This window comes from Paracidovorax citrulli, from assembly GCF_900100305.1.
Classification (GTDB): Bacteria; Pseudomonadota; Gammaproteobacteria; order Burkholderiales; family Burkholderiaceae_C; genus Paracidovorax; species Paracidovorax citrulli.
Window position 1 is genome coordinate 103,885 of sequence record NZ_FNEY01000009.1, and the last position, 14,896, is coordinate 118,780.

A 14,896-nucleotide genomic window follows, 5' to 3' on the forward strand; every position below is an offset into this window, starting at 1 on the left:
CCACTTCCACCGGGATCCCCATGAAAGCCATCTGGAACGGCGTGGTCGTCGCCGAAAGCGACGACACGGTCCTCGTCGAGGGCAACCACTACTTCCCCGAAAGCGCGCTCAAGACGGAGTACTTCACCTTCAGCAACCACCGCACCACCTGCCCCTGGAAAGGCCAGGCCGCCTACCGTTCGCTGCTGGTGGACGGCGAACTGAATCCGGATGCCGCCTGGACCTACCCCGACCCGCACCCCGAGGCCGAGCAGATCCGCGGCCGCTTCGCCTTCTGGAAAGGCGTGAAGGTCGAGGCCTGAACGTTCCGCGGTTATCCCTGCCTGCACTGGACAATCATGTGGATAACCCTGGAACGACGCTGTACGGCGATCGCAAGTCCTTGATTTCCCTGGGAAACCCACGCACTGCCCAAATTTTGTGCAATGCATGTCCAGCCGGTGCCCGGTTATCCCGCACCGCATGGGACAACAATGTGGATAACACGGGAGCAGCGCTGTATGGCGATTGCAAGTGGTTGATTCACAAGGGATTGATTCCCATTGCCCAAAAAATGTGCAGTGGGAAACCCGCGGGCAGGCCGCCTGCCGGGCTCCTGAAACCGTAGCTGAACACGCCCATGGCACCGCGATCCGGCGCCGATTCCACCCTGCCCCGCCAACCCGGCGGTTCCTCCACATGACGTCTCCCGCCCCCACGCCACCGTTCTTCATCGCCCGCGTCGGCAGCGACGGCACGCAATGCGATGCCTGGCCCGAGCAGACCCTGCTGCAATCCATGGAACAGGGCGGCATCGACTGGCCGAGCTCCTGCCGCAACGGTACCTGCCGCACCTGCATCGGCATGCTCTCCGAAGGCTCGGTGCGCTACGCCATCGAATGGCCGGGCCTCTCGCGGGAGGAAAAGGCCGAGGGCTGCGTCCTGCCCTGCGTGGCCTACCCCACCAGCGACGTGCACCTGGAAACCTCCGCGGTCTGAGCCTGTCCACGGGCCGGCCCACGTGACCCCAGGCGCCCGCCCCCCTTGCGGAGCGGCGCCCACCTTCGCCAGAATGGTCCCACCCTGCGGGGAACAAGAGGGAGAGAGGACCATGAACGACACCATCGAGGCGGCGCGCCGGCAAGGCGCCCGCAGCGCTGGCGCGCCCACGCGCGCCGACATCCTGCGCGAGTGCGCCGAAGCCGATGCCCGCTGGGCCGCCGCGCCGGGCCGCAACCTCGTGCTGCTCTTCGACGGCACGGGCAACATCCTGGGCAACGAGCAGGACACCAACGTCGTGAAGCTGCTGCGCATGCTGGACAAGGGCCCTGCCGCGCCGGGCGGCGGTCCCGAGCAGCTCGTGTACTACGACCCGGGCGTCGGCACCGCCAACCTGTTTCCGCCTGCCAACGTCGCCGCCCGGCTACGGCAGGCCGGCGACCGGCTCTCGGGCCTGGCGCTCGGCAGCGGCGTCTTCCACAACATCGCGGGCGCCTACGAATTCCTCGCGCGCAACTACCGGCCCGGTGACCGCATCTACCTGCTGGGCTTTTCCCGGGGGGCGTTCACCGCGCGCGCCGTGGCCGGCATGGTCAACATGTACGGGCTCGTCCACCCGGAAGGGCTGCCGCTGCTGGAGAGCCTGGTGCGCACGTATTTCGCGCCGCCGCGGCGCCGCAACCCGTCGGGCTCGCGCGAGCGCGAGGACTTCGCGCGGGACGTGATCGAGAACTTTTCCCTGGGCCGCATGCCCCTGGTGCATTTCGTGGGCGTCTGGGACACCGTCGAATCCATCGGCATCGGAATGCTGGGCGGGCTGAAGATCACCAACTCGGCCGGCTTCGCCTGCAAGCGCTTCGCCCACGTCCGGCATGCGATGTCCCTGCACGAATCACGCGTGCCCTATGCGCCCCGGCGCTACGACGATCCGTATTTCTCCGACCGCGAGCGCGTGCACCGCAGCTTCGCCCAACGCTGGTTCCGCGGCGTGCACAGCGACGTGGGCGGCTCCTATGCCCGGGACGGGCTGTCGCGCACACCCCTGCGCTGGATGGCCGGGGAGGCCTCCGCGCAGGGGCTGCGGCTGGACCGTGGCCAGTGGCTGCCCGGAGACCCGCACACGCCCATGCACGACCAGGCCTACGACTGCCCGTACTGGGTCTGGGCCGGGCTGAATGCGCGCGAACGCCAGCCCGACGACGCCATCGACGCCAGCGCCCTGCCCATCGCGGCCGCGGTGCCTGCGGAACACGTGCCGCGCCCCCAGCCCTGGCGCACCCTGGGATGGGTGCTTCCGGTGGTGGTCGCGCTGCTGGTCGCGGCCACCGCCCTGGCCGGACGCGGTGCCTGCGTGCTGGACGGCGCCCCCGGTTGGATGCGCGCCATGCCGTCGCTGCCCCAGCTCGCCGCGGCCTGGCAGGCGGCCCCGGACGCGCCGTGCAGCCCCGCCGCCCTGCGCGAGACGCTGGCCTGGGATGGCGCCTTCGTGCTGGCCTACACCCTGTGGCTTCCCTATCCGATGGCCTGGGCCCTGCGCCGCCTCGTGGCGCGGGCGGTGCCGCGCGGGCGCCGGCTCGCCTGGCTGCCGCGCCACGCCCACTGGTTCATGGGCCTGCTGGCGGCTGCGGACCTGGCAGACAACTACGCCCTGCTGCACATGGCCGCGGCGCCCTGGGGCACGGCCGCCGCCGTCTTCTGCGCCGCCAAGCTCGTCTGCCTGGCGCTGCTGGCGGCCGTGCTGTGCCAGGGTGCCCTGGCCGGCCCGGAACGCGCACGCCGGGACTCCTCCGCGGGAGGCGGCCGCCTGCACTAAAATCCCCCTTTTCCCGGCGGCGCGGTCCGGCCGCCGCGGACCACCGAAAGCCCGCCCCCATGAACACCCCCCTTCCCCCCGCGTCCATCTCGCCCGTCGAAGACATCGTGGCGGAGATGCGCGCCGGGCGCATCGTCATCCTCGTGGACGAGGAAGACCGCGAGAACGAAGGCGACCTGGTCCTGGCCGCCGACCACGTCACCCCCGAAGCGATCAACTTCATGGCGCGTTTCGGCCGCGGCCTCATCTGCCTCACGCTCACCCGCGAGCGCTGCGAACTGCTGCGGCTGCCGCCCATGGTGGCGCGCAACGGCACCAAGATGGGCACGGCCTTCACCGCCTCCATCGAGGCCGCCGAGGGCGTGACCACCGGCATCTCCGCCGCCGACCGCGCCCGCACCGTGCAGGCCGCCGTGGCACCGGACGCCAAGGCCTCCGACCTGGTGCAGCCCGGCCACATCTTCCCGCTGCAGGCGGTCGATGGCGGCGTGCTCATGCGCGCCGGCCATACCGAAGCCGGCTGCGACCTGGCCGCCATGGCAGGCTGCAGCCCGTCCGCCGTGATCTGCGAGGTCATGAAGGACGACGGCACCATGGCCCGCCTGCCCGACCTGCAGCAGTTCGCCGCCGAGCACGGCCTGAAGATCGGCACCATCGCCGACCTCATCGAATACCGCAGCCGCAACGAAACGCTGGTGCAGAAGGTAGGTACCCGCCCGCTGCAGACGGCCGCCGGCGAATTCATCGCGCATGCCTTCCGCGACGGCCCCAGCCAGTCGGTCCACATCGCCCTGGTGCGCGGCACCTGGGGCGAGCACGACAGCGTCCCGGTGCGCGTGCACGAGCCGCTGTCCGTGCTCGACGCGCTGGAAGTGGGCCGCGACATGCACTCCTGGGACCTGGACGCCAGCCTGCGCCACATCGCCCGGCACGGCAGCGGCGTGGCGGTGCTGCTGAACTGCGGCGAGAGCGCCGAGCAATTGCTGGCCCAGTTCGACGGCACCGCGCGCGCATCGCACGCGCCGGAGCGCGGCCGCATGGACCTGCGCACCTACGGCGTCGGCGCGCAGATCCTGCGCGAATGCGGCGTCACGCGCATGCAGCTCATGGGCCAGCAGCGCCGCCTGCCCAGCATGACCGGCTACGGCCTCGAGATCACCGGATACATCCCCAAGGAATAAGCAACACATGTTTGGCGCAGACAAAGGAACCGCGGACAGGCTCGACGGCAGGAAGCTGCACATCGGCATCGTGCAGGCCCGCTTCAACGAAGGCATCACCGAGGCCCTGGCGGCCGCTTGCCGCGAAGAGCTGCTCGCCCTGGGCGTGCAGGAAAAGAACATCCGCCACGTGCGCGTGCCCGGCGCCCTCGAAGTACCCCTGGCGCTGCAGGCCCTGGCCGAGCAGGACGAATACGACGCGCTCATCGCGCTGGGCTGCATCATCCGCGGCGAAACCTACCACTTCGAGCTGGTGGCCAACGAGTCCGGTGCCGGCGTGACGCGCGTCTCGCTCGATACCCAGACGCCGATCGCCAACGCCATCCTGACCACCGAGAACCTGGAGCAGGCCGTCGCCCGCCAGACCGAGAAGGGCCGCGACGCGGCGCGCGTGGCCGTGGAGATGGCGAACCTGCTGGAGGAGCTGTCTTGAGCGACGATTCCGCCTCTACCCCGGCGCCCGGCGGCGCCAAGCGCCCGCCGCGGCAGGCGCGCACGGGCACCACGTCCACGGGCGCGCGCAAGGCCGCGTCCAAGTCGGCCCGCAGCCGCTCGCGCGCCTTCGCGCTGCAGGCCCTCTACCAGCACATCGTGGGCCGCAACGAGGCCACGGCGATCGACGTGTTCACGCGCGACCTCTCCGGCTTCCACAAGGCCGATGCGGCGCACTACGACGCCCTGCTGCACGGCTGCATCGAGAACGCCGGGGCGCTGGACGCGCTCATCGCCCCGAAGCTCGACCGCACGCTGGAAGAAATCTCCCCCATCGAGCACGCGACCATGTGGATCGGCGTGTACGAGTTCCAGAACTGCCTGGACGTGCCGTGGCGCGTGGTCATCAACGAGTGCGTCGAGCTGGCCAAGGAGTTCGGCGGCACCGACGGCTACAAGTACGTGAACGGGGTGCTCAACGGCCTGGCGCCCACGCTGCGGGCGGCCGAGATCGCCGCCGACCGCGCGCCCGCCGCGGCGGCGGGCCGCACGGACTGAGCCCGGGCCGCGCGCCCCACCTCTTTCGCCCGCCCCCCCGGCTGCCGCCCGGCTCCCACGGGAGCTGCGCGGCGCCCCAGCCCCCTTTCGGACATCCCTCCCATGAAGTTCTCCCGGCGCGCCGAGCGCATCGAACCCTTTTACGTGATGGAGATCGCCAAGGCCGCGCAGGCCCTGGCCCGCGAGGTGGCCGGCGGCCCGGAGCCGATGATCTTCCTGAACATCGGCGAGCCCGACTTCACCGCGCCGCCGCTGGTGCGCGAGGCCGCCGACCGCGCCCTGCGCAGCGGCGCCACCCAGTACACCAATGCCCTCGGCCTGGAAGCGCTGCGCGAACGCATCGGCGGCTGGTACGCCGAACGCTTCGGCGTGGCGGTGCCGGCGCGCCGCATCGTGGTCACGGCGGGCGCCTCCGGCGCCCTGCAACTCGCCTGCCTGGCGCTCATCGAGCAGGGAGACGAGGTCCTCATGCCGGACCCGAGCTATCCGTGCAACCGCCATTTCGTGAGCGCGGCGGACGGCCGCGCGGTGCTCGTCCCCTCCACCGCCGAAGAGCGCTTCCAGCTCAGCGCCGACAAGGTCGCCGCGCACTGGGGCCCGAAGACGCGCGGCGTGCTGCTGGCCTCGCCCTCCAACCCCACGGGCACCTCGATCGCGCCCGGCGAACTGCGCCGCATCCATGCCGCCGTGCAGGCGCGCGGCGGCTTCACCCTCATCGACGAGATCTACCTCGGCCTCTCCTACGAAGAGGCCTTCGGGCACACGGCGCTCGCGATCGGCGAGGACATCGTCAGCATCAACAGCTTCAGCAAATACTTCAACATGACGGGCTGGCGCCTGGGCTGGATGGTCGTGCCCGAGGCCATGGTCCCGGTCGTGGAGCGGCTGGCGCAGAACCTCTTCATCTGCCCGAGCACGGTGGCGCAGCATGCCGCGCTGGCCTGCTTCGAGCCGGACAGCATCGCCGAGTACGAACGCCGCCGCGCCGAGTTCAAGGCCCGCCGCGACTACTTCATCCCCGCGCTCGAATCCCTGGGCCTGTCCGTGCCCGTGCGGCCGGACGGCGCCTTCTACGCCTGGGCCGACTGCACCGCCGCCGCCCGGCGCCTGGGCGTGGAGGGCAGCTGGAACTTCGCCCACGAGGTGATGCGCCGCGCCCACCTGGCCCTCACGCCGGGGCGCGACTTCGGCAGCCACGCCCCCGAGGCCTTCGTGCGCTTTTCCACGGCCAACTCCATGGCGCAGCTGCAGGAAGCCGTGGCACGGCTGTCCCGGCTGCTGGCCTGACGCGCGGCGCGAGGCACGCCCCCATGAGCTTCGGATGGCCCGTGCGCATCTACTGGGAAGACACGGATGCCGGCGGCATCGTCTTCTACGCCAACTACCTGCGCTTCTTCGAGCGCGCGCGCACCGAATGGCTGCGCTCGCTGGGCGTGGAGCAGCAGCGGCTGCGGGAACTCACGGGAGGCATGTTTGTCGTAACCGACGCGCGCCTGCGCTATTTGCGTCCCGCCCGCCTGGACGATGAACTGATTGTTACGGCAGCGCTCGAGGAAAGTGGAAGGGCATCGCTGACAATACGCCAGCGAGCGCTCCTGAAATCGGAGCACGTGACAGAATCGGAGCCTTCGCCCCTGTGCGAGGGCACCGTTCGCATCGGATGGGTCGACGCCGCCACGCTGCGCCCCGCCCGGATTCCCGCCCATCTTCTGGAACAACTCTCATCATCATGAATTCGCAAGACATGTCCATCCTGCACCTGGTGCTCAATGCCAGCTGGGTGGTGCAACTCGTCATGGCGCTGCTGATCGGCGTGTCCATCGCCAGCTGGGCCGCCATCTTCCGCAAGCTGTTCGCGCTCAAGCGCGTCAGGTCGCTCAACGACGAGTTCGAGCGCGAGTTCTGGTCGGGCACCAGCCTGAACGACCTCTACGCCAGCGCCGCGCAGAACGCCAAGAACGCCGGCCCCATGGAGCGGATCTTCGCCAGCGGCATGCGCGAATTCCACAAGCTGCGCGAGCGCCGCATCACCGACCCCGGCACCCTGCTCGACGGCGCCCGCCGCGCCATGCGCGCGAGCTTCCAGCGCGAGATGGACGTGGTGGAGTCGAGCCTGTCCTTCCTCGGATCGGTCGCCTCGGTGAGCCCCTACGTCGGCCTGTTCGGCACCGTGTGGGGCATCATGCACGCCTTCACCGGCTTCGCGGGCATGGAGCAGGTCACCCTCGCCACGGTGGCCCCCGGCATCGCCGAGGCCCTGGTGGCCACGGCCATCGGCCTGTTCGCCGCCATTCCCGCCGTGGTGGCCTACAACCGCTTCGCGCGCGACATCGACCGCGTGGCCATCCACCAGGAAACCTTCATCGAGGAATTCTCGAACATCCTGCAGCGCAACCTGGGCGCGGCCCCGGCCTCCGCCTCGGGCCACTGACACCGCCACGCACGCGAGAAGGAGCCTCCCATGCCCACCATGGCCTCGCGCGGCGGCAGCCGCCGCCGCTCGATGAACGAGATCAACATGGTCCCCTTCATCGACGTGATGCTGGTGCTGCTCATCATCTTCATGGTGACCGCGCCCATGCTCACCCCCAGCCGGATCGACGTGCCCACCGTCGGCAAGGGCGCCAAGGCGCCCAAGGCCTTCGGCCAGGTCATCATCCACAAGGACGGCAGCCTGCAGCTCAAGACGGGCGACCTCGAACGCCCCGTGACACTCAAGGAACTCGGCGCCACCGCCAAGGCCTGGCAGGCCACGCAGGAAGAAGGCACGCCGGTGCTGGTCACCGCCGACCGGAACGTGACCTACGACTCCGTGGTCAAGGCCATGGACGCGCTGCAGCGCGCGGGCGTGCAGCGCGTGGGCCTCACCGTCAAGTCGGGCGGCTGACGCCCGGCACCTCCTCCGCCCCAGCCGCCGATCCCCGGAGCCGCTCCCGAACGCGATGCACGCCCACAACGACCGAGACCAGTTCGCCCCCACGCGTCCGCCAGGACGCCTGCGCGCCATCGCGCTCGCCGTCCTGGTCCATGCCGCGCTCATCGGTGCCCTGACCTGGGGCGTGAACTGGAAGACCAGCGCCGACCAGCCCGCCATCGAGGCGGAAATATGGGACAGCGTGCCGCGGCAGGCCGCGCCGGCCGCGGTCGCCCCGCCGCCACCGCCCCAGCCGGCGCCGCAGCCCGCGCCCCCCGCCCCGCCACCGCCCGCGCCGGCCCCGCCGCCGCCGCCGCCTCCGAAGGCCGCGCCCGATCCGCGCGAGGCCGACATCGCCATCGAACGCGAGAAAAAGCGCCTCGAGCAGGAGAAGAAGGAACGCCAGTTGCAGGCCGAACAGGACCGGCGCGAACGCGAGCGCAAGGAACAGGCCGAGCAGGAGAAGAAAGAGCGCCAGCAGAAGGAAAAGGCGCAGCGCGAGAAGGAACAGCAGCAACAGCGCGAAAAGGAGCAGCGCGAGAAGGAGCGCCGCGAGCAGCAGGAGAAGCTGGAAAAGCAGCAGGCCGAGAAGGAACGGCAGGAACAGCTGCAGAAGAAGCAGGCGGAAGACAAGCGCAAGGCGGAAGAAAAACGCAAGGCCGAAGCCGCGGAAGCGAAGCGCCTGGAAGCGCTGCGCCAGGAGAACCTGCGCCGCATGCAGGGCCTGGCGGGTGCCACCGGCGGCGAAACCGCCACCGGCAATGCCCAGCGCAGCTCCGGCCCGTCGGGCAGCTACGGCGGCAAGGTCGCGGCCAAGGTGCGGCCGAACATCGTCTATCCGGACGCCATCTCCGACAACCTGCGCACCGAAGTGGAAGTGCGAGCCTCGCCCGACGGCACCATCGTGGGCATCCGCGTCACCAAGTCCAGCGGCAACAAGTCCTGGGACGACGCCGTGGTGCGCGCGCTCGAGAAAACCGACACCCTGCCGCGCGACGTGGACGGCCGCGTGCCCTCGTCGCTGGTCATCGGCTTCCGCCCCAAGGACTGATCCGCGGCAGCCGGCGCCGCATCCTGGGCGGCCCGCGTGGCAGGGACACCATCCAAAGAACAAAGCCCGCAGGACGCGGGCTTTGTTCTTTCGCGCTTCTCCTCGCGCTGCAGGCGCGCCCTGCGGCGCGCCGTCCTCGTCATTCCCCGGTCATTCGCGGCGCTCGATCAGGCGGTTGATCCGCAGCGCCAGCAGCGTGCAGACCACGCCGGACAGCAGGTACACGCTCACAGCGATCAGCCCGAACTTGGCCGACAGGCCCAGGGCGACCAGCGGCGCGAACGCGGCGCCGACCAGCCAGGCGAGATCGGCCGACAGCGCGGCCCCCGTGTAGCGGAAGCGCGGCGAGAAATTGGCCGTCACCGTGCCGGAAGCCTGACCGTACGACAGGCCCAGCAGCACGAAGCCCACCAGGATGAAGATGTTGTTGCCTACCGTGCCGCTGCTGAGCAGCCACGGCGTGACCAGGCTGAACACCCCGATCAGGCAGGCCATGGCGCCCAGCGTGTTGCGGCGGCCCACCCGGTCGGCCAGGCGGCCGGAGATGGCGATGGCGACGGCCGCGCAGAAGGCACCGGCGATCTGCACGCCCAGCACGTGGGTGATCGACTGCTCGGAATACATCGAGATCCACGACAGCGGGAACACCGTGACCACGTGGAAGAGCGCGAAGCTCGCCAGCGCGGCGAAGGCGCCCAGCACCACGTTGCGGCCTTCGCTGCGCATGAGTTCCAGCGCACCCACGGGCTCCAGCTCGCGCTGCTGCATCATCTCGGTATAGGACTGGCCGACGATCAGGCGCAGGCGGGCGAAAAGCGCCACCACGTTGATCGCGAAGGCGACGAAGAACGGAAAGCGCCAGCCCCAGTCGAGGAACTCCTGCACCGACAGGTTGGAGTAGAGATAGGCGAACAGGCTGGCCGCGAGCGCGAAGCCGACCGGCGCGCCCAGTTGCCCGATCATGGCGTACCAGCCACGCCGCTCCGGCGGGGCGGACATGGCCAGCAGCGAGGGAAGGCCGTCCCAGGTACCGCCCAGCGCCACCCCCTGGCCCAGGCGCAGCACGACCAGGGCGATGATGGCGATGTGGCCCACGCTGTTGTAGCTCGGCAGGAACGCCATGCCCGCCGTGGAGGCGCCCAGCAGGAACAGGGCGAGCGTCAGCTTGGTGCCGCGCCCCCAGCGCCGCTGCACCGCCATCGAGATGGCGGTCCCCACGGGACGGGCGACGAAGGCGAGCGCGAAGATCGCGAAGGCCATCAGCGTGCCGTCCAGGCGCGTCATGAAGGGAAAGACGAACGACGGGAACACCAGCACGCAGGCGATGCCGAAGACGAAGAAGTCGAAATACTCGGACGAACGCCCGATGATCACGCCGACCGCGATCTCGCTGGGCGTGGCTTCTTCATGGGTGTCCGCATGGGACAGGGATTCCTCGTGATGGAAACTCCCGGAGGGATAGGCGGAAGCAGCAAGCCCACTCATATGAACGCTCCTCGATTCATGCTGAACACGGCTTCCGTTCTACACCCCGTCCGTGGCCCCCACAAGGCGCCTTTTCCCTTAGGAGGGGTCGGACAAACCCTTACACATGCCATGGTTTTGCGCTCATCGGCCTGCGGGCCGCGCCAGGCCGCGCTGGAGGGGCGTGCCTTGACCTTGGACAAAATGTCCAATCGACACAGCCTTCCAAAGTATTACATTTGCCCGGTCCTGTAATCCGCGTTTGCCCTAAACGCGCTTTTCGTTACGCCCTCCCAAAGCATGCTGAAAACCATGAAACTCCGCGGGCCCGCGTGGCTCGGCGCGGCCGCACTGGCTGCCAGCCTCGCCGGCTGCAGCAAGGCCGTCGTCCTCAACCCGGCGGGTGACATCGCCGCGCAGCAAGGCCAGCTGGTGGTGACCGCCACGCTGCTGATGCTGATCATCATCGTCCCGGTGATCCTGCTCACCTTCCTCTTCGCCTGGAAATACCGCCAGTCGAACACCGAGGCCGAGTACGACCCCGACTGGCACCACTCCACCACGCTGGAACTGGTGATCTGGACCGTTCCCCTGATGATCATCATCGCCCTGGGGGCGCTGACCTGGATCAGCACCCACAAGCTCGACCCGTACCGCCCGCTGGACCGCATCGATGCCGCCCGCGCGCTGCCGGCCAGCGTCAAGCCGCTGGAGATCCAGGTGGTGGCCATGGACTGGAAGTGGGCCTTCTTCTACCCCGAGCAAGGCATCGCCACGGTGAACGAAGTGGCCGCTCCCGTGGACCGCCCCATCCTCTTCAAGCTGACGTCCACCTCGACGATGAACGCGTTCTACGTGCCCGACCTCGCCGGCATGATCTACGCCATGCCCGGCATGCAGACCGAGCTGAACGCCATCATCAACAAGGCCGGCGTCTTCCACGGCTTCTCGTCGCACTACAGCGGCCCGGGCTTCTCCGGCATGACGTTCAAGTTCCACGGCCTGAGCGACGGCGACTTCGACAAGTGGGTCGCCGACGCCAAAGGTTCCGGCAAGGCGCTGGACGCCAAGACCTATCTCGCCCTCGCCAAGCCCAGCGAGCGCAACCCCGTGGAGCGCTTCGCATCCGTCGAAGCCGGCCTCTACGAGAAGGTGCTCAACCGCTGCGTCGAGGACGGCAAGATGTGCATGCACCACATGATGGCCATCGATGCCAACGGCGGTGAGGCCTACCTCAAGGCCGTCGGCCTGAACCTGCCCCAGGACGTGTGCACGGCCGAGAATTCCGCGCGCGTGATCGCCTCCCTGGAAACGACGCGCGAGACCGCGTCCGCCACCACCCCGCAATGACCCTGCAGGGCCGGCGCCGCGCGAGCGGAGCCGGCCCCCACCAGAAGAAACCCGATATGTCCTCCGAACAAATTACCGCGTCCCACTGGGCCCTGGGACGGCTCACCTGGGACTCCGTGCCGATGGCGCACGAACCCATCGTGCTGTGGACCTTCATCGCCGTGATGCTGGGCGGCATCGCCGTGCTGGCCGCGGTCACGCGCTTCCGCCTCTGGGGCCCGCTGTGGCGTGACTGGGTCTGCAGCATCGACCACAAGAAGATCGGGATCATGTACATGATCCTCGGCCTGGTGATGCTGCTGCGCGGCTTCGCCGACGCTGTGATGATGCGCCTGCAGCAGGCCGTCGCCTTCGGCGACAACATGGGCTACCTGCCGCCGCACCACTACGACCAGATCTTCACCGCCCACGGCGTGATCATGATCTTCTTCGTGGCGATGCCGCTGGTCACCGGCCTCATGAACTACGTCGTACCGCTGCAGATCGGCGCGCGCGACGTGGCGTTCCCGTTCCTGAACAACTTCAGCTTCTGGATGACCACGGCCGGCGCCATCCTGGTGATGATCTCGCTGTTCCTCGGCGAGTTCTCCACCTCCGGCTGGCTGGCCCTCTCCAACCTGGGCGCGCAGAACCCGGGAACGGGGCTGGACTACTACATATGGGCGCTGCAGGTCGCGGGGGTCGGCACCACGCTCTCGGGCATCAACCTGATCGTCACGATCATCAAGATGCGCGCACCCGGCATGAACCTGATGAAGATGCCCATCTTCACCTGGACGTCCCTGTGCACCAACGCCCTGATCGTGGCCTCCTTCCCGGTGCTGACGGCCGCCCTGGTGCTGATGTCGCTGGACCGCTACGTCGGCACGAACTTCTTCACGAACGACTTCGGCGGCAACCCGATGCTGTACGTGAACCTGATCTGGATCTGGGGCCACCCCGAGGTGTACATCCTGATCCTGCCCGCCTTCGGCATCTTCTCCGAGGTGGTCGCCACGTTCTGCCGCAAGCGCCTGTTCGGCTACACCTCCATGGTCTACGCCACGGTGGTGATCACCATCCTGTCGTACCTGGTCTGGCTGCACCACTTCTTCACGATGGGCTCCGGCGCCAGCGTGAACACGTTCTTCGGCATCACGACGATGATCATCTCGATCCCGACGGGCGCGAAGATCTTCAACTGGCTGTTCACCATGTACAAGGGCCGCATCCGCTTCGAGCTGCCCATGATGTGGACCGTGGCGTTCATGGCCACCTTCGCCATCGGCGGCATGACCGGCGTGCTGCTGGCCGTGCCCCCGGCCGACTTCGTGCTGCACAACAGCCTGTTCCTGATCGCCCACTTCCACAACGTGATCATCGGCGGCGTGCTGTTCGGCCTGTTCGCCGGCATCAACTACTGGTTCCCCAAGGCCTTCGGCTACAAGCTGGACCGCACCTGGGGCGTGCGCTCCTTCTGGCTGTGGGTGGTGGGCTTCTGGGTGGCGTTCGCTCCCCTGTACGTCCTGGGCCTGCTGGGCGTGACGCGCCGCGTCAACCACTTCGAGGACCCGTCCCTGCAGATCTGGTTCGTGATCGCCGCCATCGGCGCGGGCCTCATCGCCCTGGGCATCGCCTGCTTCCTGATCCAGCTCGCGGTGAGCTACCTCAAGCGCGACCAGCTGCGCGACTTCACGGGCGACCCGTGGGATGCGCGCACGCTGGAGTGGGCCACTTCCTCGCCCCCGCCCCAGTACAACTTCGCGTTCACGCCCCGCGTGCACGAGATCGACGCCTGGTGGGACATGAAGAAGCACGGCTACAAGCGTCCCCTGGCCGGCTTCCAGCCGATCCACATGCCGGCCAACACCGGCGCGGGTGCAGTGATCTCCGGACTCTCGCTGGTGCTCGGCTTCGCCCTGATCTGGCACATGTGGCTGCTCGCGGGCGTGTCGTTCGCCGGCATCGTGCTGGCCGCGATCATCCACACGTTCAACTACAAGCGCGACTTCTACATCCCCGCCGATGAAGTCGGCACGACCGAAGAAGCCCGCACTCTCCAACTCGCCCGCCATGTCTGATATCCGATACCAAGCCGGCGCCGCAGGCGCCCTGGCTTCCCGCGACTACCACCTCGCGGAGGAGCCCCATCCAGAGAACGGCACCGCCCTGGGCTTCTGGCTCTACCTGATGAGCGACTGCCTCATCTTCGCCGCGCTGTTCGCCACCTACGGCGTGCTGGGCCGCAGCTACGCCGCCGGCCCGACCGGCGCGCAGCTCTTCGATCTCACGCTGGTGGCCATCAACACGGCCTTCCTGCTGCTGTCGTCCATCACCTTCGGCTTCGCCATGCTGCAGAAGCAGAAGGGCAACGTGCGCGGCACGCTGGGCTGGCTGGCGATCACGGGCCTGTTCGGCCTGTGCTTCCTGGGCCTGGAGCTCTACGAGTTCCACCACCTGATCCATCAGGGCGCGGGCCCGCAGCGCAGCGCCTTCCTGTCGGCCTTCTTCACGCTGGTGGGCACCCACGGGCTGCACGTCACCTTCGGCCTGATCTGGCTGGTGGTGCTGATGATCCAGATCGGAAAGCATGGCCTGATCCACGAGAACAAGCGCCGCCTGATGTGCCTGTCGATGTTCTGGCACTTCCTGGACGTGGTCTGGATCGGCGTCTTCACCTTTGTGTACCTGATGGGGGTGCTGTAAACATGAGCGCACAGAATTCGCACGCACACGCACACGCCCACGCAGGGCATGACGACCACCACCACGACGACGGCCCGCACAGCACCTTCTCGGGCTACATGGTCGGCTTCGTGCTGTCGGTCATCCTCACGGCGATCCCGTTCTGGCTCGTCATGGCCAAGGTGATCTCCGACCGCAACACGGCCGTGCTGGTGCTCGGCGCCTTCGCCGTGGTGCAGATCCTGGTCCACATGGTCTGCTTCCTGCACATGAACGGCAAGGTGGAAGGCGGCTGGACCATGCTGTCCACCATCTTCACCGTGGTGTTCGTGGCCATCGCCATCGCCGGCACGCTGTGGGTGATGTTCCACATGAACACGAACATGATGCCGGAGCACACCATGCCCGCGTCCACGGCGCCCCTGCCCCCGCCGGTGAACAACGCGCCCTGA

Annotated in this window: 16 protein-coding genes; 15 read left to right on the plus strand and 1 reads right to left on the minus strand. The window is 68.4% G+C overall.

The genetic code is table 11. From position 1 onward, the window contains the following. Window positions 1-20: 20 nt before the first annotated feature. From BLR99_RS08500 to tolA, 11 genes are all read left to right on the plus strand, one after another. Window positions 21-302: a DUF427 domain-containing protein gene (locus BLR99_RS08500; protein ID WP_011795349.1), complete on the plus strand. Its 282-nt coding sequence runs from the start codon at window positions 21-23 to the stop codon at window positions 300-302. Between the two features lie 376 nt (window positions 303-678). After that, on the plus strand, window positions 679-978 hold the full coding sequence (locus BLR99_RS08505; protein ID WP_011795348.1) for a 2Fe-2S iron-sulfur cluster-binding protein: 300 nt from the start codon (window positions 679-681) through the stop codon (window positions 976-978). A gap of 112 nt (window positions 979-1,090) precedes the next feature. Then, window positions 1,091-2,791, plus strand: coding sequence for a T6SS phospholipase effector Tle1-like catalytic domain-containing protein (locus BLR99_RS08510; RefSeq protein WP_074687048.1), 1,701 nt, complete (start codon window positions 1,091-1,093; stop codon window positions 2,789-2,791). A 59-nt stretch (window positions 2,792-2,850) separates the two neighbouring features. Further along, window positions 2,851-3,972 (plus strand): bifunctional 3,4-dihydroxy-2-butanone-4-phosphate synthase/GTP cyclohydrolase II, encoded by a 1,122-nt coding sequence (gene ribBA, locus BLR99_RS08515; protein ID WP_074687050.1) that lies wholly within the window; start codon window positions 2,851-2,853, stop codon window positions 3,970-3,972. A gap of 7 nt (window positions 3,973-3,979) precedes the next feature. After that, window positions 3,980-4,444 carry a 6,7-dimethyl-8-ribityllumazine synthase gene (ribH, locus tag BLR99_RS08520; protein ID WP_011795345.1) on the plus strand — a complete coding sequence of 155 codons (465 nt, stop codon included), beginning with the start codon at window positions 3,980-3,982 and terminating at the stop codon, window positions 4,442-4,444. Further along, on the plus strand, window positions 4,441-5,001 hold the full coding sequence (nusB, locus tag BLR99_RS08525) for a transcription antitermination factor NusB (protein ID WP_074687052.1): 561 nt from the start codon (window positions 4,441-4,443) through the stop codon (window positions 4,999-5,001). Before ribH ends, nusB begins: the two co-directional genes overlap by 4 nt. Before the next feature lie 102 nt (window positions 5,002-5,103). Further along, window positions 5,104-6,288: a pyridoxal phosphate-dependent aminotransferase gene (locus BLR99_RS08530; RefSeq protein ID WP_074687054.1), complete on the plus strand. Its 1,185-nt coding sequence runs from the start codon at window positions 5,104-5,106 to the stop codon at window positions 6,286-6,288. A gap of 23 nt (window positions 6,289-6,311) precedes the next feature. Continuing rightward, window positions 6,312-6,734: a tol-pal system-associated acyl-CoA thioesterase gene (ybgC, locus tag BLR99_RS08535; RefSeq protein ID WP_011795342.1), complete on the plus strand. Its 423-nt coding sequence runs from the start codon at window positions 6,312-6,314 to the stop codon at window positions 6,732-6,734. Then, window positions 6,731-7,432: a protein TolQ gene (tolQ, locus tag BLR99_RS08540; protein ID WP_011795341.1), complete on the plus strand. Its 702-nt coding sequence runs from the start codon at window positions 6,731-6,733 to the stop codon at window positions 7,430-7,432. Before ybgC ends, tolQ begins: the two co-directional genes overlap by 4 nt. Window positions 7,433-7,462: 30 nt before the next feature. After that, window positions 7,463-7,888 carry an ExbD/TolR family protein gene (locus tag BLR99_RS08545; RefSeq protein WP_011795340.1) on the plus strand — a complete coding sequence of 142 codons (426 nt, stop codon included), beginning with the start codon at window positions 7,463-7,465 and terminating at the stop codon, window positions 7,886-7,888. Window positions 7,889-7,943: 55 nt separating this feature from the next. Beyond that, the gene (gene tolA, locus BLR99_RS08550; RefSeq protein WP_074687055.1) at window positions 7,944-8,966 is read left to right on the plus strand and encodes a cell envelope integrity protein TolA; all 1,023 of its coding nucleotides are present in this window, start codon (window positions 7,944-7,946) and stop codon (window positions 8,964-8,966) included. Window positions 8,967-9,116: 150 nt separating this feature from the next. Here tolA and BLR99_RS08555 read toward each other — a convergent pair whose 3' ends face one another. Further along, window positions 9,117-10,451: an MFS transporter gene (locus BLR99_RS08555; RefSeq protein ID WP_011795338.1), complete on the minus strand. Its 1,335-nt coding sequence runs from the start codon at window positions 10,449-10,451 to the stop codon at window positions 9,117-9,119. Between the two features lie 279 nt (window positions 10,452-10,730). On the opposite strand from BLR99_RS08555, the gene cyoA reads away from it, so the two are divergent. From cyoA to cyoD, 4 genes are read left to right on the plus strand one after another with little or no spacing between them, the layout of a single operon-like run. Continuing rightward, the gene (gene cyoA / locus BLR99_RS08560) at window positions 10,731-11,780 is read left to right on the plus strand and encodes a ubiquinol oxidase subunit II (RefSeq protein WP_011795337.1); all 1,050 of its coding nucleotides are present in this window, start codon (window positions 10,731-10,733) and stop codon (window positions 11,778-11,780) included. A 56-nt stretch (window positions 11,781-11,836) separates the two neighbouring features. Then, window positions 11,837-13,840 (plus strand): cytochrome o ubiquinol oxidase subunit I, encoded by a 2,004-nt coding sequence (gene cyoB / locus BLR99_RS08565; RefSeq protein ID WP_011795336.1) that lies wholly within the window; start codon window positions 11,837-11,839, stop codon window positions 13,838-13,840. Continuing rightward, window positions 13,833-14,465: a cytochrome o ubiquinol oxidase subunit III gene (gene cyoC / locus BLR99_RS08570; protein WP_011795335.1), complete on the plus strand. Its 633-nt coding sequence runs from the start codon at window positions 13,833-13,835 to the stop codon at window positions 14,463-14,465. The genes cyoB and cyoC overlap by 8 nt, the downstream gene beginning before the upstream one ends. Window positions 14,466-14,467: 2 nt before the next feature. Further along, on the plus strand, window positions 14,468-14,896 hold the full coding sequence (gene cyoD / locus BLR99_RS08575) for a cytochrome o ubiquinol oxidase subunit IV (protein WP_011795334.1): 429 nt from the start codon (window positions 14,468-14,470) through the stop codon (window positions 14,894-14,896).

Bases quoted from the DNA above. Each gene is read 5' to 3' on its own strand.
- BLR99_RS08500 (WP_011795349.1), top strand. From the start codon at position 21: ATGAAAGCCATCTGGAACGGCGTGGTCGTCGCCGAAAGCGACGACACG.
- BLR99_RS08505 (WP_011795348.1), top strand. From the start codon at position 679: ATGACGTCTCCCGCCCCCACGCCACCGTTCTTCATCGCCCGCGTCGGC.
- BLR99_RS08510 (WP_074687048.1), top strand. From the start codon at position 1,091: ATGAACGACACCATCGAGGCGGCGCGCCGGCAAGGCGCCCGCAGCGCT.
- ribBA (WP_074687050.1), top strand. From the start codon at position 2,851: ATGAACACCCCCCTTCCCCCCGCGTCCATCTCGCCCGTCGAAGACATC.
- ribH (WP_011795345.1), top strand. From the start codon at position 3,980: ATGTTTGGCGCAGACAAAGGAACCGCGGACAGGCTCGACGGCAGGAAG.
- BLR99_RS08530 (WP_074687054.1), top strand. From the start codon at position 5,104: ATGAAGTTCTCCCGGCGCGCCGAGCGCATCGAACCCTTTTACGTGATG.
- ybgC (WP_011795342.1), top strand. From the start codon at position 6,312: ATGAGCTTCGGATGGCCCGTGCGCATCTACTGGGAAGACACGGATGCC.
- tolQ (WP_011795341.1), top strand. From the start codon at position 6,731: ATGAATTCGCAAGACATGTCCATCCTGCACCTGGTGCTCAATGCCAGC.
- BLR99_RS08545 (WP_011795340.1), top strand. From the start codon at position 7,463: ATGCCCACCATGGCCTCGCGCGGCGGCAGCCGCCGCCGCTCGATGAAC.
- tolA (WP_074687055.1), top strand. From the start codon at position 7,944: ATGCACGCCCACAACGACCGAGACCAGTTCGCCCCCACGCGTCCGCCA.
- BLR99_RS08555 (WP_011795338.1), bottom strand. From the start codon at position 10,451: ATGAGTGGGCTTGCTGCTTCCGCCTATCCCTCCGGGAGTTTCCATCAC.
- cyoA (WP_011795337.1), top strand. From the start codon at position 10,731: ATGCTGAAAACCATGAAACTCCGCGGGCCCGCGTGGCTCGGCGCGGCC.
- cyoB (WP_011795336.1), top strand. From the start codon at position 11,837: ATGTCCTCCGAACAAATTACCGCGTCCCACTGGGCCCTGGGACGGCTC.
- cyoC (WP_011795335.1), top strand. From the start codon at position 13,833: ATGTCTGATATCCGATACCAAGCCGGCGCCGCAGGCGCCCTGGCTTCC.
- cyoD (WP_011795334.1), top strand. From the start codon at position 14,468: ATGAGCGCACAGAATTCGCACGCACACGCACACGCCCACGCAGGGCAT.